Source organism: Pseudomonas sp. R11-23-07, from assembly GCF_003852295.1.
GTDB lineage: Bacteria > Pseudomonadota > Gammaproteobacteria > Pseudomonadales > Pseudomonadaceae > Aquipseudomonas.
The window spans coordinates 4,876,838-4,897,325 of the sequence record NZ_CP027761.1; the positions used below are offsets into that span (position 1 = coordinate 4,876,838).

Genomic DNA, 20,488 nt, shown 5'->3' on the forward strand with positions numbered 1-20,488 from the left:
CATCGGGGGCAAGCCCCCTCCCACATTTGATCTCTATTGGCTGGACTGGATCATCTGGCGCAATACCGCACAATCCTCGGCATGCCAATCCGCCAACTCCGGCCACGGGTTCTGCGGCAAATTAACCAGCACCGTCCGCGTCCCGGCCGCCCGGCCGCAATCCAGGTCGAAGCGGTAATCGCCAACCATCACCATCTCGCTCGGTGTGACATCCCAGGCCGCCGCCAGCTTCAACAAGCCGCCCGGATCCGGCTTGGGCGGTGCGTCCTCGCGCCCCAGCACGTCCTCGGCGGCAAAACAGTCCGCCAGGCCAATCGCTGCCAGGGTGACATGCGCCAGTTCCTGCGCATTGCGCGTCAAAATGCCCAGGCGATAACCACGTCCGGCCAGCTCGCGCACCAGCTCCACCGCGCCCTCGGCGGCGACCGAACCCAGCGCCAGTTCGCGCTCGTGTTCCAGCAACCAGGCATGCTTGGCCGCCGCGATATCCGCCGGCAATGCGGCAAGGTGCGTGAGAATATCGTCTTCAGCAGGAATCTCCAGCGCAACCCGGATGGCCGCAAAATCATGCACGGCCACCGTGAGGGTGCCGTCCATATCAAACACCCAATGCCGGACGTCGGCCAGGCTCATGCCCAGTCCTTGCGATGGCGAATCAAGCCTTCCTGGGTCACCGACGCCACCAGTTGCCCGGCGCGGTTGTACACGCTGCCCCGGGAAAAGCCCCTGGAATTGCCAGCCCATGGGCTGTCCATGGCATACAGCAACCAATCATCGGCGCGCAGATCAGCGTGGAACCACAGCGCGTGGTCGAGGCTGGCGACCTGCATATCTTTGTGCCACACGGTCTTGCCATGGGGCAGCAGCGAGGTGGTCAACAGGCCGAAGTCCGAGGCGTAGGCCAACAGGTACTTATGCAACGCCGGCGCATCGGCCAGGGCGCCGTCGGCACGAAACCACACGTACTTGACCGGGTCGGACGGCTGCGGGTTGAACGGGTCTTTTTCGGTCACCGGGCGCACTTCGATGGGCTTGGGGCACAGCAGTTTGTCGCGCATATGCTCGGGGATCAGGTGCGCACGCTGCTGAGTCAGCTCCAGCTCCGACGGCAGGTTCTCCGGGCCGACCACCACGGGCATGGTGGTCTGGTGTTCGAAACCTGCTTCGTCGTACTGGAACGAGGTGGTGCAGGTGAAAATCGGGTGGCCCTTCTGGATCGCCGTGACGCGGCGCGTGCTGAAACTGCCGCCGTCGCGCACGCGGTCCACCGAATACACCACCGGCAATGCCGCGTCGCCTGGACGCAGGAAATAACCGTGCAGGGAATGTACGTGGCGCGCTTCTTCTACAGTCTGGCTGGCCGCCGACAGCGACTGGCCGAGCACCTGGCCACCGAACAATTGGCGAAAACCCAGGTCCTGGCTGCGGCCGCGAAAGAGGTTTTCCTCGATCGGCTCCAGGGTCAGCAAGTCCACCAGATCTTCCAATACTTGGCTCATAGAGCAACTCCTAAACTCGATAGGGCATTCCGGGCTGCTTATCCGTGCAGCGTGTCCAACCATTGGGCGCGGGTGATGCGGTATAAAACATGCGGACGCAGCGGGTCATCGGCTGCGACTTTGGGGTGTTCGAAATCTGCCTGCGGATCGTAATGCATACCGATGGCCTGCATGACTTTTTGTGATGGCAGATTGGCCTCGGTGGTGAAGGCAACGACTTCATCCAGGCTCAAGCGATCGAAACCACAACGCAATGCGGTCCAGGCCGCCTCGCTGGCGTAACCCAGGCCCCAGTGCTCGCGGGCCAGACGCCAGCCGATTTCCACCGCCGGGGTGAAATTCGCTTCAAAACTGACGTTCTGCAGCCCGGTGAGGCCGATGAATTCACCGGTGTCCTTGCGCTGCAAAGCCCAAAAGCCAAAACCATATTCGGCGAAGTGGCCGCGTATCCGGCCAATCAGTGCAGCGCTTTCCAGGTGGCTCAATTTAGCCGGGAAATAACGCATCACCTGCGGGTCGGCGCACATCTGCGCAAAGGCCAGCAGGTCGCTGTCACGCCATTGGCGCATGATCAGCCGTGCGCTTTCCAATTCCAGTATCGGCTCCATGGGGCCCCCTTCCTTGCCATGTGCGTGAGTGTACAGCGCTGGTAAGATCCGACGCAGATTCCCGTCAGAAAATCCCATGCCCTTGCCATTGATCTACCACGATGACTACAGCCCCGAGTTCCCGGCGGACCACCGCTTCCCCATGGACAAGTTTCGCCTGTTGCGCGATCACCTGGTGGACAGCGGCCTGACCGAGGACAGCCGTTTGCTGCGCCCGCAGCTGTGCCCGGCAGAGATTCTGGGCCTGGCCCATGAACCTGGGTATATCGAACGCTATATGAGCGGCGAGTTGTCTCGCGAGGACCAACGGCGCCTCGGCCTGCCGTGGAGCGAAGCCCTGGCGCGACGCACCGTGCGTGCGGTGGGTGGCTCGATCCTCGCGGCGGAGCAGGCGCTGGAGCACGGCCTGGCCTGTCACCTCGCCGGGGGCACCCATCACGCCCACTACGATTACCCGGCGGGCTTTTGCATCTTCAATGACCTGGCAGTGATCAGCCATTACCTGCTGGCCAGCGGCCGGGTCAACCGTGTGCTGATCTTCGACTGCGACGTACACCAGGGCGACGGCACCGCGCGCATCCTGCACGACACACCGGACGCCATCACCGTATCGCTGCACTGCGAAAAAAACTTTCCGGCGCGCAAGGCGCAGAGCGACTGGGACATTCCGTTGCCGATGGGCATGGGCGATGCCGACTACCTCAAGGTGGTGGATGACGCGCTCAACTACCTGCTGCCGCTCTACCAGCCGGACCTGGTGCTGTACGACGCGGGCGTCGATGTACACAAGGACGACGCACTCGGCTACCTCAAGCTGACCGATGCCGGCATCGCCGCCCGCGATGAAAGTGTGATGCGGCACTGCCTGGGCCGCGACATTCCGCTGATGGGCGTGATCGGTGGCGGCTACAGCAAGGACCGCCCTGCCCTGGCCCGCCGCCACGGCATCCTGCACCACAGCGCGCAGCGCGTGTGGGCGTCATCAGGCTGTCATTGAACTGTGGACGTTACCCACAATGCCTGTGGAACCAGCTGTGGATAACTTGAGCGTAACGGTCTGAAAGCGGTTAGCCGTATGGCTTGTAGGAAAGTGTACGTTTTTTGATCAGGCAGCTACGCCTTCGTCGGGTAGAATGCTCGGCCTATTCACCGCACCGTAGCCCTGCCCATGCCTCAGACTTATCCCCACCCTGTCTCCATCATCGGCGGCGGCCCTGCCGGGCTGATGGCCGCCGAAGTCCTGAGCCGGGCGGGCGTGCGCGTGGAACTGTACGACGGCATGCCTTCAGTGGGGCGCAAGTTCCTACTGGCCGGCGTGGGCGGCATGAATATCACCCACTCCGAAGCCTACCCGGCGTTCCTCTCGCGCTATGCCGAACGCGCGCCGCACATGGCGCCGTTGCTGCGCAGCTTCGGTGCCGAAGCATTGTGCGAGTGGATTCACGGCCTGGGCATCGAAACCTTTATCGGCACCTCCGGCCGCGTATTTCCTACGGACATGAAAGCCGCGCCGCTGCTGCGGGCCTGGCTCAAGCGCCTGCGTGAACAAGGTGTGGTTATCCACACCCGGCATCGTTGGCTGGGGTGGAATGCTGCAGGTGATTTACTTATCCACAGCCCGGAGGGCGAGAAAACCGTGCGCAGCGCTGCGGTGCTCCTGGCCTTGGGCGGCGGCAGCTGGTCGCGCCTGGGCTCCGATGGCGCCTGGCTCAATTTATTCGAAGAGCGTGGCGTGCCTTATGTGCGCCTGCAGCCGAGCAACTGCGGTTTCGAGGTGTCGGCGTGGAGCGACTTGATGGTCAGCAAATTCGCCGGGGCGCCGTTGAAAAACGTCGCCATTGGGCTGGGCGACGCTAAACCTCGCCTGGGCGAATGCGTAGTGACCGCCACCGGTATCGAAGGCAGCCTGATCTATGCGCTGTCGGCGCCGATCCGGGAAACGATCAACCGCGACGGCGCCGCCACCGTGCATATCGATCTGCTGCCGAGCAAGCCGTTGCACAAGGTGCAGGCGGCACTGGCCAAGCCGCGCGGGTCGCGGTCGATGAGCAAGCACTTGCACAGTCAATTGGGCCTGGATGGGGTCAAGGCGGCGCTGTTGCGTGAGCTGGCACCTGCTGAGCACTTCAATGACCCGGCGCAGTTGGCGGTGGATATCAAGGCGTTGCCGCTGACACTGGTCAAGACTCGGCCACTGGATGAGGCCATCAGCACGGCCGGCGGTGTGCCGTTCGAAGCGTTGGATGAGCGGCTGATGCTCAAGCAAATGCCGGGCGTGTTTTGTGCCGGGGAGATGCTGGACTGGGAGGCGCCGACCGGAGGGTATTTGCTGACGGGGTGTTTTGCCAGTGGCCGGGCGGCTGGGCTTGGGCTGTTGGAATGGCTTAATAGCTGAGCTGTGTGGTGGAATCAAAGCCGCCATCGGGGGCAAGCCCCCTCCCACATTTTGATTTGTGAATACAGTCAAGTGTGGGAGGGGGCTTGCCCCGATGAGGCCATCAGCCACACCGCAAAATCACTTCTTCTTACGCGGCCCGGTGTTGAAAACCGGCACTTTGCGCACCGGCTTGATCGAAGGCTCCGCCGGCGCCACGTCGCCGCTGTCCACCCATTTGCCCAGGTTGCGCTTACCACCGCCACCCGACGTCTTGGGCTTCTTCGGCTTTTTCGGCTTCTTCACCACCTGCCCACTGGCATCGGTATCCGGCACGCGGTGTTCCGGCTCGAAGTCCGGTTCCATCTTGCGGGTCAGGGTCTGGCGGGTCAGCATTTCGATCGCCGAGAGCATGTTCACTTCATCGGCACACACCAGCGAAATCGCCTCGCCGGTGTTGCCCGCGCGACCGGTGCGGCCGATGCGGTGGATGTAGTCTTCCGCGACGATCGGCAGGTCGAAATTGACCACCAGCGGCAAGTCTTCGATGTCCAGGCCTCGGGCCGCCACGTCGGTGGCTACCAGAATCTGCACGTCGCTGGCCTTGAAGCGGTCCAGCGCACGCTGGCGGGTGGCCTGGGGTTTGTCGCCATGGATGCCGTCGGCGTTGATGCCCAGCCCCTGCAACTTATCCACCAGCGCATCCACGCCGTTGCGGGTTTTGGCAAACACCAGCACCTGCTTCCAGCGGCCCTTGCGCATCAGGTGCACGAACAACTCCGCCTTGCGCTTTTTATCTACCGGCACCACCCACTGTTTCACCGTATTGGCGGCAACGTTGCGCGGGCTGACTTCGATGCTCAGCGGGTCATTGAGCATCTGGCTGGCCAGCAGGCGGATGTCGTCGGAGAAAGTGGCGGAGAACAGCAGGGTCTGGCGCTTTTTCGGCAGCATGCGGTAGATGTTCGCAAGCTCTTCGGAGAAGCCCAGGTCGAGCATGCGGTCGGCTTCGTCCAGCACCAGGGTTTGCAGCTGATTGAGTTTCAGCGCGTTCTGGCGGAACAGGTCGATCAGGCGACCGGGCGTGGCAACCAGAATGTCCACACCTTTGCGCAGCTTCATCATCTGCGGGTTGATGCTCACGCCGCCATACACCGCGTAAGTGGTCAATGGCAGATGTTGGGCGTACTCGGCAACGCTGGCGTGAACCTGCTCGGCCAGTTCACGGGTGGGGCACAGGATCAGCGCACGCGCCGAATTGGCGGAGACTTTCGGCCCTTCCATCGTCAGCAGCTGCAGCAGCGGCAAGGCAAAGCCGGCGGTCTTGCCGGTGCCGGTCTGGGCGGCAGCCATCAGGTCACGACCGGCCAGCACCGCCGGAATGGCTTGCGCCTGCACCGGCGTCGGGGTCTGGTAGCCAAGCGTCTCAAGGGCGCGCAGCAAGGGTTCGATCAGGCCAAGGGAGGCGAAAGTCATGTGTTTACCGTAGGAAAAATTCAGCGCAAGGGCGTAATGCGCGGCAGTTTACCTTATTTCCGCCTTCGGCTTGCGCCACTGCGGCAGGCTGATCAGCAATACGGCACTGATGATCACCAGCATCGCCAGGGCTTCTTCCAGGCCGATGGACTCGCCGACGAACACAATCCCCAGCAACACCGCCACTGCGGGGTTCACATAGGCATAGCTGGTGGCCGCCGCCGGGCGCACATGCTTGAGCAGGTACATGTAGGCGTTGAAGGCAATGATCGAGCCGAACACCGTCAAATAGGCCAGGGCCAGCCAGCCTTCCAATGGCGGCATCGCCCGCAAGTGCTCACCCGACACGCCGCTGACGATCAACAATGCCACGCCAGCCACCAGCATTTCAGCGGCACTCGCCATCGCACCCCGGGGCAGTGGCAAGTGACGGCTCCACACCGAACCGAACGCCCAGGAAGCCGCCGCCATCAACAGCAACACCGCGCCCATCGGGCTTGATTGCAGGGTGCTGCCCATATTGAGCATGGCGATGCCGATAATCCCCAGAATCACCCCGGCCCATTCCAGCCGCGTATTACGCGCGCCCCAGAAAAAACCGAACAACAAGGTAAACAACGGCACCGTCGCCACCGCCAGCGCGGCCACGCCGGACGACACGCCCATATGTTCCGCTACGCTGACGCCGCCATTGCCCACGGTGAGCAGCAAAATGCCGATCATCCCGGCAGCCTTCCACTGCACCCACGTCGGCGCGGGCGCGCCACGCCACCTGAGGTAGCCATACATCAACGCGCCCGCCGTGCAAAACCGAATCCCCGCCAGCAACAATGGCGGCCAGTACTCCACGCCGATGCGAATCACCAGGTAAGTGGAACCCCAGATCACATACAACGCAAAAAAGGCGGCGATCAACGGTAAGGGAAAGCGACGTGGGCCAGGCATTGGGCGGCTCTATGGCAGGAGATGGGAGGCTTATTCTAGAAAGGCAGAGGGATAAACATAAGTTACAAAACCCGTTTAAACCGCCCGTACACTTGGTCGCTGAGCTGTTCGCAACGCGGAGCGTCGCAAGATGCATTCCCACGCAGAGCGTGGGAACGAGCTGAAAACACCGGTATTTCAGTGGCCAGCAAGAACCGTCCCTTTCATTTGCGGGACGTTTCCGAGAGAATCCCACGGCCTTGTTTCCGTCGGATTCGGTAGCTAGTCTCGCCCTGTCATCGAATGTTCGGTGACCGGACGTGCAAGTCCGATGGCAAGCAAGATCATAAATAAACCTACAGCCGATATGCCTGTTATGGCGGCTGTGCGTGGGAGGCCTTCGGGCCTGCTGGGTTTGGATCCTTGCCCCGGTCTTGCACACCTACGCACAGTTGCCACCCTATTCGCGTGCAAGCGAACGGTGTCGACTTCTTCCAGCAAGGAGTTTCACCATGGTCAAAGTCACCCCCGACCCACCCAAGTCCAAAGCCGACTTCCTCAGCGAAGACGCCCTGCTCCACCGTCGTGCCATCGATTACTACCTCAAGGCATCCGCCCCGGATGCGCCCACTTTTATCCTGAATGACAACCTGAGCTTCGAAGATGCCCTGGCGCACGCGGCGGATTTGTTGCATTGCGCGGTGGAGACGGCACATGCCTCGGGTGAGGTGATGAAGGCGCCGCAGCGGGCGGTGATGCATTTGGTGGAGATGGCGAAGGGGGTGGTGGACCAGGCGTTGGCGTGCACACAGCCTCGATGAACAACACATAACTAATGTGGGAGGGGGCTTGCTCCCGATGGCAGTGGGTCAGCCAGTACATCTGGCGACTGACACTCAGCTATCGGGAGCAAGCCCCCTCCCACATTTGGAATTGCGGGGTTTTCAGAGCCCGCGATGTTTCTTCAGGTGCTCATTGATCTTCGCCGCCGGCACTTTCTGCAAGGTGCACAGCAAATCGTGTGACAGCTCACGCAGGCCATGGGTCTGGCGCAGTTCCTGGGCCAGGTGCGCGGTGAGGTTGGCGGCCATTTCCGCATCCGCCAGCGCCCGGTGAGCCTTGCCGGTGTGGGGCAGTTGGGCGTAGGTGTTGAGGGTGCCGAGCTTGTGGTTTGGCGCCGAAGGCATCAACCGACGAGCCAGTAATAAAGAACAGGCGAATTTCTGCAGGCGGGTGCGGCGGATCAGGCTCAGCTCAAAGTCCCAGAACTTCTGGTCGAACGCGGCGTTGTGCGCCATCAACGGCGTGGTGCCGACGAACTCGTTGACCTCGTTCATCACCCGCTCGGCCGGCGGTGCGCTGCGCAGCATGGCGTTGCTGATGCCGGTGAGTTGTTCGATAAAGCCCGGCACGCGTACGCCGGCATTCATCAGGCTCTGGTAGCGGTCGACGATTTGCCCGCGCTCAAGGATGACCACGCCAATTTCCGTGGCCCGGCAGTGGTTGCTCGGGGTGATGCCGGTGGTTTCAAAGTCGATGACCGCTATACGTTCCAAACCTGTTCCAACTCCGTCTGACAATTGAGTGAGCCACAGCGCTTATTTAAGCAGCAACGCGCCTTCGATCGGCACGTAGCGGCTGGCGGCGCGTATCAGTGAGTTGGCCGTCAGCCCCGGCACGCCGTAGGCCACGGCCTGCACGCCATGCTTGTGGATGATGCGGTCGAGCAGCATGTCGAAATCGCCATCGCCGGAGGCCAGCACCACTTCGTCGACGTTCGCGGCGGCGTCCATGATGTCGATGGTGATGCCGACGTCCCAGTCGCCCTTGGCCGAGCCGTCACTGCGCTGGATGTAAGGCTTGAGCTTCACGGTAAAGCCGAGGTTGCGCAGGATCTGCTGGAACTGCTGCTGTTTGCTGTCGCCACGGTCGATGGCGTAGGCGTACGCCTCCACGATCTGCCCATGGGCACTGATATCCGCCCACAGCGCCGCGTAGTTGAAGTGGCAGCCATAGGCCTGGCGAACGGTGTAATAGAGGTTTTGCACATCGGCGAACACTGCAATTTTCTTCACCGCACTTCCTCAATGACAGCCAGGCGCCAGCGCCCGGAAAGGGTGCCAGTATGCCAGCCAAGGGAAGGTTTCCGGGAAAAAATCAGACCGGAGCGCCGTAGCGCCCCGGCCGGGCGTGTCAGACGAAGGAATCGTCATCGCCAAAGGAGGAGGAATCGTCGGAATAATCGCTGTCGGCGAAGCTGTCCGCGTTGTTGCTGCCCCAGCTGTCATTGCCTGCGAATTTCTGATCATCGTTGCCCCAACCACCTTGATCACTGGCGGGCGCCGGTTGTTCGATGATCTCTTCCACCACCTGCGGCTGCTGGTTGTGGTGGAACAGGCTGCTGATGCCTTCGGCGAGCAACACACCACCGGCCACGCCGGCGGCGGTTTTCATCGCGCCACCGAGGAAACCGCTGCCCGCAGGCGCGGCGGCGGCCGCTGGTTGCGGCTGTTGATAATTCTGTTGCGGTGCCGGCTGGTTGAAGGCTGGCCGCGCCGGTTCACGCCAACCGCCGCCCGCGTTGCTCGGCGCAGGCTGCGCATCGCGCGAGCCGCCGCCGCCAAAGATGCTCGAGAGAAACCCGCCGCCGCTCGCCGGGGCCGCTGGCGCGGACTTGGCGCGCTGCAGCTCTTCCTGCAATTGCTGGATCTGCTGGGCCTGCTGCTTGTTTTGCGCATCGAGGCTCTGCAGCGCGTGTTCCTGCACCAGCAGCGACTGGGTCATGTAGTAGCCGGCGGCCGGTTGGCGAGTCATGTGTTCCTTGATCCGCGCTTCGGCCTGGGCGTCGCGGGGGGCTGAGTCCGTTTCGGCTTGCTGCAACCGTGAAAACAGTCCGTCGATCAGGGTTTGTTCTTCGCTGTTCATGGCGACCTCGTTAGATTGCCGGTAAAAATCAGGGTCCCGCCTGGCGTCAGGCAAGGTACGCCCTAGTTATGGGGCTGTTACCAATTGTTTCAATGGTCTTTACGCAAGGTTTACGTTTGCTTGCCCAGGCCCGCTATCGGTTAAAGTGTGCCCCTGCTTTTTCGGCCTGTGATGACTCTGATGAATCCGCTAGACGTGCTGCGCGACTCCTTCCGCTTCACCCAACGCAACCTGGGCGCCATCGTCCAGCTGTGCCTGCCGCTGGTAATCCTCGAAGCCCTGCTGCAGCAAGTGCTCGACCACACGCTGGGCCCGGATGCCTTCAGCGGTTACAGCGTGGTGGTGGGGCTGCTGGTGTACCCGTTGTACACCGGCGCGCTGATCCTGTTTCTCGACGCGCGCACCCGTGGCGAGTCGCCACGCACCAAGGACGTATGGGCCATGGCATTGGCGATGTGGCCGCGCTTCGCCCTGCTGACCGCCATGAGCACGCTGCTGATTCTGCTCGGGCTGTCGCTGTATTTACTGCCGGGCCTGTGGCTGATGGTGGTGCTGGCGTTTGCCGAGTACCTGCTGGTTTTGCGCGGCATGTCGGCGCTTGAAGCGATGAAGGAAAGCCTGCGCCTGACCCGTGGGCACTTCTGGCGCATCCTGGTGTGCCTGCTGTGCGTGATGACCCCGCTGTGGCTGCTCAAGGGCGCGAGCGTGGCGGCCTATCCCGAACCCGCGCCATTGCTGGGGCTGTTGATGGACAGCGCCCACAGTTTCCTGCAGCTGTTCACCAGTGTGGTGCTGTTCCGTTTATTCATGTTGATCGGTGGCGACGCCGACGTGCGGTGATATGCTCCGTGCCCATCCTGAAACGCACATAAGCCGAGCCGATGACCCGTTTATTGCGCATCACCCTGTTGAGCCTGCTGCTGATTGCGGGCCTGCTGACGGCCCTGGTCTACAGCCTGACCTGGCGCCCCGTCGCCAAGGAAACCCTGCCCGTCAGCTGCGTCGCGCCGCGTGCGCCGACCCTGCTGCCGGGGCAGGCACTCAAGGTGATGACCTGGAACGTGCAATACCTGGCCGGCAAGAACTACGTGTTCTGGTACGACACCGCCGACGGCAGCGGCCCGGACGAGCGCCCCACGGTTGAAGACATGGCCTTCAGCCTTGACGAAGTGGCACGGGTGATCCGCGACGAACAGCCCGACATCCTGCTGTTGCAGGAAATCGACGAAGGCGCAAAGCCCTCCCATTATCAGGACCAGCTGGCCCTGTTGCAGGAGCGCCTGGTCGACCTCTACCCCTGCAGCGCCCAGGCCTTCGACTGGAAAGCTGACTTTGTGCCCAACCTGCATATCTTCGGCAGCGTCGGCCGCAAATTGGCGACCCTGAGCCGCTACCAGATCGAACACGCCGAGCGCCTGCAATTGCCGACCCCGCAGGCCAACTTCATCAGCCGCCAGTTCCAGCCCAAGCCTGCCCTGCTGTTGACTTACCTGCCCCTGAGCGACGGCGGCCAACTGGCGATGCTCAACACGCGGCTGGACGGCGGCATGCCTGGACGCAGTGCCGTGCAGGAGCAAGTACAGGCGACCGTAAAGCTGCTGGACAAACTGGAAGGTCGTGGCACGCCCTGGGTGATTGGCGGGGATTTCAATGCGCTGCCGCTGGGCCAATTCCTGCGCCTGGATGCGCAAAAACGCGGCCAGTATTCGCCGGACAGTGAGCTGCATCTGCTGTGGGACAAATACCCGATGATCCCGAGCAACAGTGAATCCAGCGGGATCGACCGGGAGAAATGGCTGACGCATTTCCCCAATGACCCAACCCTCGAAGGGCCGGATCGTACGTTGGATTACCTGTTCTACAGCTCGCGGATCAAGCGGGTGGCGGCCAAGGTAAGGCAGGAAGATACGTTGCGTATTTCCAACCATTTGCCGGTGATCGGCCGGTTTCTGCTGCCTGCCGCGCAATGACCCCTAGCCTTTCAACACTTAGGCACGCAGCGGCTTAAGCCACTCAAGGCTGGCAACAGTGGTGCCGGATGGGCGGTATTCACAGCCAATCCACCCTGGGTAGCCACGCTGCTCCAGCGCCGCGAACAAGGCGGCAAAGTCCATGTTCCCGGTGCCCGGCTCATGACGCCCCGGGTTGTCGGCGATTTGTACATGGACGGTCCTGTCGTAAAACTGCGCCAGCACCCCGGCTGCGTCGCCGGTCAACAGCTGAGCATGGTAAAGATCCAGAATCAGTCCGACACTCGTAAAGGTTTCCAGCACCTGTTGGGCCTTGCTGAAGTCGGACATGTAATAGCCTGGCATCGCCTGCGGGCTGATCACTTCAATCAGCGCTCGCAAACTCTGATCTTCGAGGTACTTGACCGCGTATTCCAAGTTCCTTGCATAGGCAGGCGCGCTCTCATCCTGGGGCGTGGTCACGCCAGACATGATGTGCACATCCGAGCAGTTCAGCGCCTTCGCATAGCGAGCCGCCTCGCGCAGCCCATCGCGAAATTCCTGCTCCTTGCCTTGCAAGGCAGCGATGCCCTTGGTAACACCAGCCGGTGCCGCGAACTGAATCAACGGCAGGTTGTATTGGGCCAGGTGGTCGGCGAGCAGGCTCGCGTCGAATTCATAGGGTGACGGGAACTCCACCGCTCTGAAACCGGCAGCGGCAGCGGCTTCGATGCGCTGCAGAAAAGGCAATTCGTTAAATTGAAAACCGAGGTGAGCATTGAATTTGAGCATGGGTAAATATCCATCCTGGGAATAAACAAATCATCAGCCTGGAGCCTCCTTCGCGGCTCCAGCGCCACGCTATCGAAAGTGGTCAGCAAATACTCATGCTCTTCGTATGGTATTTTCCCACTCCAGTGCGGTGGTGGCATCTGCCCCGACGGGAACGGACTGAAGCTAACCATTCGGAATAAAACCTGTGATCAAGAAAGACCTCGCCCTGCAGTTGGCTCCACGCGTCATCGACATGGTTCGCGCCCGTTCGATGAAAGCCGGTGAGCCCTTGCGCGAGCAGACATTTGCGCAAGCGCTGGGGGTATCGCGCTCGCCTATCCGGCGGGTGTTTGCCTTGCTCGCCGAATGGGACCTTGCCATTCAGGAGCCCAATCGTGGCTATTTCCTCAAACAAGGTGCCGGGCAGATTCTGGAAGCCGCAGTCCCTTGCGCCAGCGATCCTTTCGAGGACTTTTACCTGCGTGTGGTCGACGACATCCTGAGCGGGGAAATACCTGCGCACTTTTTCGAAGCGCAGTTGTTGCGGCGTTACGAGGTGCCCCGGGGGCAGTTGCTCAAGGTGCTGAACAGGCTGGCCAGCGAAGCCATGGTGGAGCGTAAGCCGGGCCAAGGGTGGGGCCTCAAGGACTTCGTGCATAACACGCAGGCGCACATTCAAAGCTACCGTTTCCGAATGGCCATCGAACCGGCGGCGCTGCTTGAGCCCGGTTATCAGATCAATCACGCCGCGTTTGCCCAGGCCAGGCAACAGCAACAAGCCCTGATCAACGGCGAGATCCAGACTTTGTCCCGCGCGCAACTGTTCCAGGTGGGCGCCCAGTTTCACGAAATAATCGTGCAGTGTTCCGGCAATGTGTTTTTCATCGACGCCATACGCCACCAGAATCAGCTCAGACGCTTTATGGGCTACAAGGCCAACATCGATCGCACGCGTCTGAAGGCGCAATGCCAGGAACACATCCATTTGCTCGACCTCATCGAGTCTGACCGGCGTGAAGAAGCCGCACAGTTTCTCTGGCGCCACCTGGATCAAGTCGGCCGACTCAAGACTGATCAGCGCGTCATGCCAGAAGATAGCCAAATCTAGAGCATCATTGACTGCCCATCAGTGCCGTAGCTTCGCCATTACCTCGTCCAATAACGGGCCAAGCAGCCTAACACAATTGTTTCCTCTCAAAACAGAATACAAAAAATCACCAAACAGTTAATTTTTTCACCGCATATTGTATTTCATTACAACAATAGGCAATCATGCGCGCCGCTCGGACACGGATCCGTATCGAATCGCACAGGGATGGTACGTTTCTGAAAGAGCATGGATATTGCGTCATCAAGCCTCAAGACCACTCTCTGGAAGCCTTTAGGGAGACCGCCGGCAAGTTCGGGCTGATTCAGTTTCATACCAAGTCCGATAAACATGGTGTGGTGGGCGGTGGAGAGCCAATCAACAAGGACTGGCAACGTTTCAAGGATGATTATCACGGCGAACTGTCGAGCGATTTTTTCCCGCATACCGATGGGACATTCTGGTAATGGATAACCTGCGGGTCCTGCATGCCCGGCATAAATTCATCGATGGCAACCAGCAGAGAAAAACAAGAAGGCTGTGGATCGCTGATGACGCAAGCACCACATTCAAAAATATCCTGGATCAGTCCCCAGTGCGCAGGGCCATGCAGCCCTTTGAGAACTACAATATTGCTCAGTCTGAAACCGCCGAGCATTCTTTTATCGAGTACACCTGCGGCATCCACGCCCTATCGAGCAAGTCGTTGCTAAACGCGCATAAGGAATTTGATAGCACGCCTGAAGAGCTTTAAGTCCTTCAAGCCCCCCTGCTGTGATTCCACACTTTCAGGTAAACACCCCAGTCATCAAAAAGACTGGGGAGTTACTTACACTCAAGGCTTTCTAGGTTTGATCCGCGCCGTCGCTTCGGCCACCAACGGATCATCCGGCCAGTAATGCTTGGGGTATCGCCCCTTCAAATCCTTCTTCACCTCGGCATAGGTACTGCGCCAGAAGTTCGCCAGGTCCTGCGTCACCTGCACCGGCCGCCGCGCAGGCGACAACAGGTGCAATTTCACCACCTGGCGCCCGCCGGCAATCCGTGGCGTATCCGCCAGCCCGAACAGCTCCTGCAGGCGTACCGCCAGGATCGGCGGGTGTTCGCTGTAGTCCAGGCGTACTGATGAGCCTGAGGGCACTTTCACATGCTGCGGCGCCAGTTCGTCGAGGCGCTGGGGCAGTGGCCAGGGCAGCAGGTTGTGCAGGTAGCTGGAAATATCCAGGTGGGCGAAATGGCTCAAGCGCGAGACTTTGCCCAGGTAGGGCATCAGCCAGTGTTCCAGGCCCGCGAGCAAAGCGCTGTCGCTGACGTCGGGCCATTCGCTGGTTTTGCCGGCATCGAGCTGGCGCAGCAGCAGGACGCGTGCCTGCCATTGGCGCAGCTCCGGTGTCCAGGGCAACAGCTCCAGGCCCTTGCGCCGGACCAGATCAACCAGGGCCTGGCTGCGTGTGGCCTCGTCGAGGCCGGTGAGCGCTTCACGACTGAGGACCAGCTCACCGACCTTGCGCTGGCGTTCGGCGCGCAATACGCCTTCGCGCTCGTCCCAGTCGAGCTGGTCGACGTTGCGCACTTGCTCGGCCAGCACCGTGTCGAACAGCGCCGGGTCGAAGGCCGTCGCCAGGTAGATGCGTTCTTCACGCTGGCCCTGGCGGCTGCCCAGGTCGGCGATCACCAGCCAGGCGTGTTTCATCAAACTGTCGGCTTCGGCAAACAGTGCGGCGCGCCCATTGGCCAAACGGTATTCGGCGCCACCGGGGCGACGCTGTTGGGCGACGCGGTCCGGGTAAGCCAACGCCAGCAAGGCGCCAAGCCAACGCGGATGATCAGGATCGGCCACCGGTTGGTTGGCCTTGCCTCTTAAATAGCCGCGATATTGGCGGGCCAACTGCTTGGCCCGTTGCACACCACCCTGGGTACCACGGGCGCGCTCTTCGCCGGACAACAGCGCCAGGCGGCTGTGCAAGTCGGCACCGGCGCCGCGCAGGATATCGCGCTCACCCAACAACGCCGCGACATCACAGGCCATCGCGGCGAGGCCCAGGTTCTGTCCGCGCAGCAGCAAGTGGGCGATACGCGGATGGGCCGGCAACTCGGCCATTTTCTGGCCATGGGCGGTGAGTGTTTCGTCATTCAAGGCGCCGAGGCGCACGAGTAAATCCTGGGCCTGGGCGTAGGCGGCGGTCGGTGGCCGGTCCAGCCACACTAACTGCGCGGGCGTGACGCCCCAGCGCGCCAGTTGCAAGGCCAGGCCGGCGAGGTCGGCGGCGAGAATTTCCGCGCTGCCATAGGCGGCCAGCCCTTCATGCTGGTCCTCGGACCACAGGCGATAACACACCCCCGGTTCCAACCGCCCTGCCCGGCCGGCACGCTGGGTGGCGCTGGCGCGGGAGATGCGCTGGGTGTCGAGGCGCGTCATGCCGCTGCCGGGGTCGAAGCGTGGCACCCGCGCCAGCCCGGCGTCGATGACCACGCGCACGCCGTTGATGGTCAGGCTGGTCTCGGCAATGTTAGTGGCCAGTACCACTTTGCGTTGATCGGCCGGCGCCGGGTCGATGGCGGCGCGCTGGGCGTTGAGGTCGAGCTCGCCGTGCAGCGGGCACAGCAAAACGGTGGGGTGATCCCCCAAGGCGTCGGCCAGTTGTTGATGCACCCGGCGAATCTCCGCCTGCCCCGGCAGAAACACCAGCACGCTGCCGGTCTCGTCATGCAGGGCCTCAAGGATTGTCTGCACCACGCGCGGCTCGATAAATTCCCCGGCCTGATACGGCCGCCCCCAGCGCATCTGCACCGGGAACATGCGCCCTTCGCTGCGCAGGATCGGCGCATTATCCAGCAGCTCGGCCAGGCGCTCGCCTTCAAGGGTGGCGGACATCAGCAGGATTTTCAGCGGTTGGTCGTCGCGAAACAGCTCGCGGCCGTTGAGGCTCAGGGCCAGCGCCAGGTCGGCGTCGAGGCTGCGCTCGTGGAATTCGTCAAAGATCAGCAGGCCCACGCCGTCCAGCGCCGGGTCGTCCTGCAGGCGCCGGGTGAGGATGCCTTCGGTGACCACTTCTATGCGGGTAGTGGGGCCGACCTTGCTGTCGAGGCGAATGCGGTAGCCGACCGTTTCACCGACCTTCTCGCCCAACTCGCTGGCCAGGCGCTCGGCAGCGGCCCGCGCGGCGAGGCGCCGGGGTTCGAGCATCAGGATGGTTTGCCCGGCGAGCCACGGCTCATTCAACAAGGCCAGGGGCACGCGGGTGGTTTTACCGGCGCCGGGGGGCGCTTCCAGCACGGCTTCATGGCGAATCGCCAAGGCGTCACGCAGGGCGGGTAAAACATCATCAATCGGCAGCGAATTCATACTGGCTCCAAAGCAGAGCGGCGAGTATAACGGCGAACTGCCGGATGCTTGCGCGGGTCTGAATAACATCGCTCCCATACTGAGATCGTTCCCACGCTCTGCGTGGGAATACCGCCCGGAACGCTCCGCGTTCCAATACCTGCGCAAGTTGACGCAAAGCGTCACGGCATGCATTCCCACGCAGAGCGTGGGAACGATCAGGCAGTGCGATATAGTCATTTATCAATAGTGTTCAGGAGAGTTTTATGCGTATCGCTTCCCGTGTCATTGGCGGCGTCTTGGCCGTCACCCTGCTGAGCCAACTCACCGCCTGCGGTTCGATTTTCTACCCGGATCGCCGTGGCCAGATCGACGGCAAGATCGACCCGGCGATTGCCGTGCTCGATGCGGTCGGCTTGCTGTTCTATGTGATCCCCGGCCTGATCGCGTTCGGCGTCGACTTCGCCACGGGGGCGATCTACTTCGAACCGGGCAAGACCGCCCAGGTCGCGCCGGAAAAACTGCACGAAGCCATCGGCGCCGACGGCACGGTCGACAACGCCAAGCTGCAAGGCATCATCCAGAAGGAAACCGGGCACACCCTGCCGCTGGACGATCCACGCCTGATCCAATTCAAGGGCAGCGTGCAACAACTGGCGTCCCTGGGCCTGCAGCCTGCTGCATAAGGACAGCGCCATGACCAGCAGTCCCGAACACGCCAGGCTCCTGCGCCTGGCTACCCGCGCCTCGGTGGGCGTGGCCAGTGCGTTGATCATCACCAAGGCCATCGCCTGGTGGTTCAGTGGCTCGGTGGCCATGCTCGCCGGGTTGACCGACTCGCTGCTCGACGGCGTGACCTCGCTGCTCAATCTGCTGGCGGTGCACTACGCCCTGCGCCCCGCCGATGACGATCACCGTTACGGTCACGGCAAGGCGGAGTCGCTGTCGGGCATGGCCCAGGCGCTGTTTATCGGCGGCAGCGCAGCGTTGATCGCCTTCCAGGCCTATCAACGCTTGCAACACCCGGAGCCTGTAGGCGCGCCCTGGTTGAGCATAGGCGTAATCGTGTTTTCACTGGCGCTGACCGTGGCGTTGTTGATGCTGCAACACCGGGTGATCCGCGAAACCGGCTCCAACGCGGTGCGCGCCGATTCGCTGCATTACCGCTCCGACCTGATGCTCAACGGCAGCATCCTGGTGGCGCTGGTGCTCGCGGGTTTCGGTTTCCATCAGGTGGACGCCTGGTTCGGCCTGGGCATCGCCGCCTACATCTTGTGGAGCTCCATCCAGATCGCCCGGGAAAGCTTTGCCGTATTGATGGACGAAGAACTGCCGGCGGATATCAGCCAGCACATGCTCGACCTGGCCCGTAGCGTACCGGGCGTGCTGGGCGCCCATGACTTGCGCACGCGGGTTTCCGGCAACCACTGGTTCGTGCAGTTGCATCTGGAATTGCCGGGAGAACTGACGCTGTCGGTGGCCCACGGCATCAGCGACCAAGCCGCCGATGCCATTCATCAGGCCTACCCGAAGGCCGAGGTGCTGGTGCACGCCGACCCGCAGGAAGTGGTCACCGGCGCCAGCGCTTAATACTGGACCTGATAGCCGCGACTGCTCAGGCAGTTGCCCTGGGCCTGGCGGTAGGTTTGCACCACCGCCGGGTCAGGGGCGTAGGTGGCGGTCCGGGGATCGAAACCACTCTGCTGCACGGCCCAGCGATAGCAGTCATAACCGTCCTGTTGCACCTGGGCCGGTGACTGGCCGTTGGCGGGGTACGCCACCACGTCGTAACCGTTGCCCTGAGGCGCCGGTTGCGGTGCAGGCACGGCCGTCGGCGGTTGCACCACCACATACTGTTGAGTGCTGCTTTCGTAGGTGTAATAGGCACCGGCCGCCAGGAACAATAGCGAACCGCCCACCCACACTTCACGCGCGTAGTCCGGCAGATACTGCACCCGGATGCCATACGGTGGCCTCACCACCACATAGCGCGGGCCTTGCGGGCGATACCAGTAGCCGCCGGAGTAGAAGTAGTCCTGGCCACGGTACGGCACGCGGTAATTGCGGTCGGGGAACCGGTCGACGATATAGCCTGGACGATATTGCGGGCCCGCCCCCAACCGTTGCCGTGCCCATCGGGACGTCCCGGCCAGCGGTTGTCGCCGGGACGGCTATGGTCTCCAGGCCGCGAACCTGGACCGCCCGCCTCCCAATGTCGGTTGTCGTCGTTACGCCGTGGGATATCGCGGTAATAGCCCTGGCGCGGCTCCTGGGTCTGGCGCACGGTATCGGGCCGCCCCTGGATCGGCAGGTTGTTCGACGGCTGTGGCTGCGGCTGCGGTTGCGGCCGCCCCTGTTCATTCGCCTGCGGGCGCCCCTGCCATTGACCGCCGCCATTCTGGCCGCCGCGATCAATATGCGGATTCTGCGGGCGTGGCTGGTTGTTCTCCGGGCGCCCGCCGCCTTCCGGCCCGCGCTCATGCTGACCGCCGCCGCCCTGTGGGCGCTGCCCCTGGCCCGGTGAGTTATCGCGTTCGTCGGCCACCGCCTGGGCGCCAACGCTGGCCACCAGCAAACCAACACCTGCCATACGCCAGATGCGCTTCATGCTTTTCCTCACTGCGGATTAGGGCTCGATCATGAGACTGGAAAAGCCTCGGCCGGTTCTGAGACAGGTTATCAGTCACGAGAACTATTTTCTTGAACGCAAAGAAAAGGGGTGACCCGTCGGCCACCCCTTGAGAATTTCGTCCTGGCTCAACGCTTTTGACGTTGGCTCACCTCACGCCGTCTTGTGGACAGTGTGCAGCCTGGAGGCCGGCTCAACCCTGCTCGGGTGGCGGCCGCAGCGGGCCTGATTGGGCTCGCTGTGAGTGGACTGTTGTCCAGGCGGTGATTCTGTTGATAAAGATACAGGCGCGTGCCCGGTGGATGATTGCGAAGATTGCGTCAATAAACAGTGCTTGCGCAATTTTTAACCCTTCATGGATAATTCACCGCAATAGTTACGACAAAGGCCAACCCAATGAGCAAGCTTGACCGATACGACCTGAGTATTTTGGCGGAATTGCAGCGTGACGCACGGATCTCCAACCAGGAGTTGGCCGAGCGCATCGGCCTGTCGCCTTCGCCCTGCTCGCGCCGGGTCAAGCAATTGGAAGACGACGGCTACATCGCCCGTCAGGTCGCGTTGCTCGATCGCAAGATGCTCGGCCTGAGCCTGACCGCCTACGTGTTGATCGGCATGGACCGGCATACCCCGGAACGTTTCGAAAATTTCGAAGCGGCCATCCGCACCTTGCCCCAAGTGCTGGAATGCAGCCTGGTGACCGGGATGGACGCCGACTATCAGCTGAAAGTGGTGGTGCCGGATATGGATCACTATCAGAAACTGCTGCTGGGGCATCTGACCCGGATTGAAGGCGTGACCAGTGTGCGTTCCAGCTTTGTGCTGAACCAAGTCTTGAATAGCACCGAACTGCCCCTGACCCACCTGCGCACCTGAGAACACTGAGATCCAAATGTGGGAGGGGGCTTGCTCCCGATA

The 20,488-nt window shown here is 61.9% G+C and carries 21 protein-coding genes and 1 pseudogene; 11 read left to right on the top strand and 11 right to left on the bottom strand.

What is annotated here, in order from left to right:
* Positions 1 to 33 precede the first annotated feature (33 nt).
* From C4J84_RS22285 to C4J84_RS22295, 3 genes are read right to left on the bottom strand one after another with little or no spacing between them, the layout of a single operon-like run.
* Entirely contained in the window at positions 34 to 633 is a 600-nt protein-coding gene (locus C4J84_RS22285) for an HAD family hydrolase (RefSeq protein WP_124436116.1), read from the bottom strand.
* The gene (gene tesB, locus C4J84_RS22290) at positions 630 to 1,499 is read right to left on the bottom strand and encodes an acyl-CoA thioesterase II (RefSeq protein ID WP_124364513.1); all 870 of its coding nucleotides are present in this window, start codon (positions 1,497 to 1,499) and stop codon (positions 630 to 632) included. The genes C4J84_RS22285 and tesB overlap by 4 nt, the downstream gene beginning before the upstream one ends.
* Positions 1,500 to 1,537: 38 nt before the next feature.
* Positions 1,538 to 2,107: a GNAT family N-acetyltransferase gene (locus C4J84_RS22295; protein ID WP_124405360.1), complete on the bottom strand. Its 570-nt coding sequence runs from the start codon at positions 2,105 to 2,107 to the stop codon at positions 1,538 to 1,540.
* A 76-nt stretch (positions 2,108 to 2,183) separates the two neighbouring features.
* On the opposite strand from C4J84_RS22295, the gene C4J84_RS22300 reads away from it, so the two are divergent.
* Both C4J84_RS22300 and C4J84_RS22305 read left to right on the top strand, forming a co-directional pair.
* The gene (locus tag C4J84_RS22300) at positions 2,184 to 3,104 is read left to right on the top strand and encodes a histone deacetylase (protein WP_124436117.1); all 921 of its coding nucleotides are present in this window, start codon (positions 2,184 to 2,186) and stop codon (positions 3,102 to 3,104) included.
* A gap of 171 nt (positions 3,105 to 3,275) precedes the next feature.
* Positions 3,276 to 4,502, top strand: coding sequence for a TIGR03862 family flavoprotein (locus tag C4J84_RS22305; protein WP_124430568.1), 1,227 nt, complete (start codon positions 3,276 to 3,278; stop codon positions 4,500 to 4,502).
* Positions 4,503 to 4,622: 120 nt separating this feature from the next.
* Here the strand turns inward: C4J84_RS22305 and C4J84_RS22310 are convergent, their stop codons facing one another.
* On the bottom strand, positions 4,623 to 5,957 hold the full coding sequence (locus C4J84_RS22310) for a DEAD/DEAH box helicase (protein ID WP_124436118.1): 1,335 nt from the start codon (positions 5,955 to 5,957) through the stop codon (positions 4,623 to 4,625).
* Positions 5,958 to 6,005: 48 nt separating this feature from the next.
* Positions 6,006 to 6,902, bottom strand: coding sequence for a drug/metabolite exporter YedA (gene yedA, locus C4J84_RS22315; RefSeq protein WP_124436119.1), 897 nt, complete (start codon positions 6,900 to 6,902; stop codon positions 6,006 to 6,008).
* A 491-nt stretch (positions 6,903 to 7,393) separates the two neighbouring features.
* Here yedA and C4J84_RS22320 point away from each other — a divergent pair, with 491 nt between their 5' ends.
* Positions 7,394 to 7,702 (top strand): DUF3077 domain-containing protein, encoded by a 309-nt coding sequence (locus tag C4J84_RS22320; RefSeq protein WP_124408247.1) that lies wholly within the window; start codon positions 7,394 to 7,396, stop codon positions 7,700 to 7,702.
* A gap of 123 nt (positions 7,703 to 7,825) precedes the next feature.
* Here the strand turns inward: C4J84_RS22320 and C4J84_RS22325 are convergent, their stop codons facing one another.
* From C4J84_RS22325 to C4J84_RS22335, 3 genes are all read right to left on the bottom strand, one after another.
* Positions 7,826 to 8,437, bottom strand: coding sequence for a PolC-type DNA polymerase III (locus C4J84_RS22325; protein WP_124436120.1), 612 nt, complete (start codon positions 8,435 to 8,437; stop codon positions 7,826 to 7,828).
* A 42-nt stretch (positions 8,438 to 8,479) separates the two neighbouring features.
* On the bottom strand, positions 8,480 to 8,956 hold the full coding sequence (locus tag C4J84_RS22330; RefSeq protein ID WP_124364522.1) for an NYN domain-containing protein: 477 nt from the start codon (positions 8,954 to 8,956) through the stop codon (positions 8,480 to 8,482).
* 118 nt (positions 8,957 to 9,074) lie between these two features.
* Positions 9,075 to 9,806 carry a DUF2076 domain-containing protein gene (locus tag C4J84_RS22335; RefSeq protein ID WP_124368451.1) on the bottom strand — a complete coding sequence of 244 codons (732 nt, stop codon included), beginning with the start codon at positions 9,804 to 9,806 and terminating at the stop codon, positions 9,075 to 9,077.
* A gap of 180 nt (positions 9,807 to 9,986) precedes the next feature.
* On the opposite strand from C4J84_RS22335, the gene C4J84_RS22340 reads away from it, so the two are divergent.
* Entirely contained in the window at positions 9,987 to 10,646 is a 660-nt protein-coding gene (locus C4J84_RS22340) for a YciC family protein (protein WP_124371951.1), read from the top strand.
* Positions 10,647 to 10,687: 41 nt separating this feature from the next.
* Positions 10,688 to 11,776 carry an endonuclease/exonuclease/phosphatase family protein gene (locus tag C4J84_RS22345; RefSeq protein ID WP_124436121.1) on the top strand — a complete coding sequence of 363 codons (1,089 nt, stop codon included), beginning with the start codon at positions 10,688 to 10,690 and terminating at the stop codon, positions 11,774 to 11,776.
* Positions 11,777 to 11,794: 18 nt separating this feature from the next.
* On the opposite strand, the gene C4J84_RS22350 is transcribed toward C4J84_RS22345, so the two are convergent.
* Complete coding sequence (locus tag C4J84_RS22350; RefSeq protein ID WP_124436122.1) at positions 11,795 to 12,547, bottom strand: hydroxypyruvate isomerase family protein; 753 nt, start codon at positions 12,545 to 12,547, stop codon at positions 11,795 to 11,797.
* Positions 12,548 to 12,734: 187 nt separating this feature from the next.
* Between C4J84_RS22350 and C4J84_RS22355 the strand changes: the two genes are divergently transcribed.
* The 3 genes from C4J84_RS22355 (at position 12,735) to C4J84_RS26525 (ending at position 14,370) form a co-directional block, all read left to right on the top strand.
* A complete protein-coding gene (locus C4J84_RS22355; RefSeq protein WP_124436123.1) occupies positions 12,735 to 13,637 on the top strand; it encodes a GntR family transcriptional regulator in 903 nt (300 codons plus the stop codon).
* A gap of 164 nt (positions 13,638 to 13,801) precedes the next feature.
* Positions 13,802 to 14,083 (top strand): hypothetical protein, encoded by a 282-nt coding sequence (locus C4J84_RS26520; RefSeq protein ID WP_256660107.1) that lies wholly within the window; start codon positions 13,802 to 13,804, stop codon positions 14,081 to 14,083.
* On the top strand, positions 14,083 to 14,370 hold the full coding sequence (locus C4J84_RS26525) for a hypothetical protein (protein WP_256660108.1): 288 nt from the start codon (positions 14,083 to 14,085) through the stop codon (positions 14,368 to 14,370). Before C4J84_RS26520 ends, C4J84_RS26525 begins: the two co-directional genes overlap by 1 nt.
* A gap of 81 nt (positions 14,371 to 14,451) precedes the next feature.
* Here the strand turns inward: C4J84_RS26525 and hrpB are convergent, their stop codons facing one another.
* The gene (gene hrpB, locus C4J84_RS22365) at positions 14,452 to 16,962 is read right to left on the bottom strand and encodes an ATP-dependent helicase HrpB (RefSeq protein WP_124371955.1); all 2,511 of its coding nucleotides are present in this window, start codon (positions 16,960 to 16,962) and stop codon (positions 14,452 to 14,454) included.
* A 245-nt stretch (positions 16,963 to 17,207) separates the two neighbouring features.
* Between hrpB and C4J84_RS22375 the strand changes: the two genes are divergently transcribed.
* Complete coding sequence (locus tag C4J84_RS22375; protein WP_124368458.1) at positions 17,208 to 17,627, top strand: polyribonucleotide nucleotidyltransferase; 420 nt, start codon at positions 17,208 to 17,210, stop codon at positions 17,625 to 17,627.
* Positions 17,628 to 17,637: 10 nt separating this feature from the next.
* Positions 17,638 to 18,531: a cation diffusion facilitator family transporter gene (locus C4J84_RS22380; RefSeq protein WP_124436124.1), complete on the top strand. Its 894-nt coding sequence runs from the start codon at positions 17,638 to 17,640 to the stop codon at positions 18,529 to 18,531.
* Here the strand turns inward: C4J84_RS22380 and C4J84_RS22385 are convergent.
* A pseudogene (locus C4J84_RS22385) lies at positions 18,528 to 19,549 on the bottom strand (DUF6515 family protein). The gene C4J84_RS22380 and the pseudogene C4J84_RS22385 sit on opposite strands and share 4 nt — an antisense overlap.
* Positions 19,550 to 19,966: 417 nt before the next feature.
* On the opposite strand from C4J84_RS22385, the gene C4J84_RS22390 reads away from it, so the two are divergent.
* Positions 19,967 to 20,446 (top strand): Lrp/AsnC family transcriptional regulator, encoded by a 480-nt coding sequence (locus tag C4J84_RS22390; protein WP_003194418.1) that lies wholly within the window; start codon positions 19,967 to 19,969, stop codon positions 20,444 to 20,446.
* Positions 20,447 to 20,488 lie beyond the last annotated feature (42 nt).

What these genes read in the sequence shown, in the direction of transcription:
- C4J84_RS22285 (WP_124436116.1), bottom strand. Translation starts at nt 633, where the DNA reads ATGAGCCTGGCCGACGTCCGGCATTGGGTGTTTGATATGGACGGCACC.
- tesB (WP_124364513.1), bottom strand. Translation starts at nt 1,499, where the DNA reads ATGAGCCAAGTATTGGAAGATCTGGTGGACTTGCTGACCCTGGAGCCG.
- C4J84_RS22295 (WP_124405360.1), bottom strand. Translation starts at nt 2,107, where the DNA reads ATGGAGCCGATACTGGAATTGGAAAGCGCACGGCTGATCATGCGCCAA.
- C4J84_RS22300 (WP_124436117.1), top strand. Translation starts at nt 2,184, where the DNA reads ATGCCCTTGCCATTGATCTACCACGATGACTACAGCCCCGAGTTCCCG.
- C4J84_RS22305 (WP_124430568.1), top strand. Translation starts at nt 3,276, where the DNA reads ATGCCTCAGACTTATCCCCACCCTGTCTCCATCATCGGCGGCGGCCCT.
- C4J84_RS22310 (WP_124436118.1), bottom strand. Translation starts at nt 5,957, where the DNA reads ATGACTTTCGCCTCCCTTGGCCTGATCGAACCCTTGCTGCGCGCCCTT.
- yedA (WP_124436119.1), bottom strand. Translation starts at nt 6,902, where the DNA reads ATGCCTGGCCCACGTCGCTTTCCCTTACCGTTGATCGCCGCCTTTTTT.
- C4J84_RS22320 (WP_124408247.1), top strand. Translation starts at nt 7,394, where the DNA reads ATGGTCAAAGTCACCCCCGACCCACCCAAGTCCAAAGCCGACTTCCTC.
- C4J84_RS22335 (WP_124368451.1), bottom strand. Translation starts at nt 9,806, where the DNA reads ATGAACAGCGAAGAACAAACCCTGATCGACGGACTGTTTTCACGGTTG.
- C4J84_RS22340 (WP_124371951.1), top strand. Translation starts at nt 9,987, where the DNA reads ATGAATCCGCTAGACGTGCTGCGCGACTCCTTCCGCTTCACCCAACGC.
- C4J84_RS22345 (WP_124436121.1), top strand. Translation starts at nt 10,688, where the DNA reads ATGACCCGTTTATTGCGCATCACCCTGTTGAGCCTGCTGCTGATTGCG.
- C4J84_RS22350 (WP_124436122.1), bottom strand. Translation starts at nt 12,547, where the DNA reads ATGCTCAAATTCAATGCTCACCTCGGTTTTCAATTTAACGAATTGCCT.
- C4J84_RS26520 (WP_256660107.1), top strand. Translation starts at nt 13,802, where the DNA reads ATGCGCGCCGCTCGGACACGGATCCGTATCGAATCGCACAGGGATGGT.
- C4J84_RS26525 (WP_256660108.1), top strand. Translation starts at nt 14,083, where the DNA reads ATGGATAACCTGCGGGTCCTGCATGCCCGGCATAAATTCATCGATGGC.
- hrpB (WP_124371955.1), bottom strand. Translation starts at nt 16,962, where the DNA reads ATGAATTCGCTGCCGATTGATGATGTTTTACCCGCCCTGCGTGACGCC.
- C4J84_RS22375 (WP_124368458.1), top strand. Translation starts at nt 17,208, where the DNA reads ATGCGTATCGCTTCCCGTGTCATTGGCGGCGTCTTGGCCGTCACCCTG.
- C4J84_RS22380 (WP_124436124.1), top strand. Translation starts at nt 17,638, where the DNA reads ATGACCAGCAGTCCCGAACACGCCAGGCTCCTGCGCCTGGCTACCCGC.
- C4J84_RS22390 (WP_003194418.1), top strand. Translation starts at nt 19,967, where the DNA reads ATGAGCAAGCTTGACCGATACGACCTGAGTATTTTGGCGGAATTGCAG.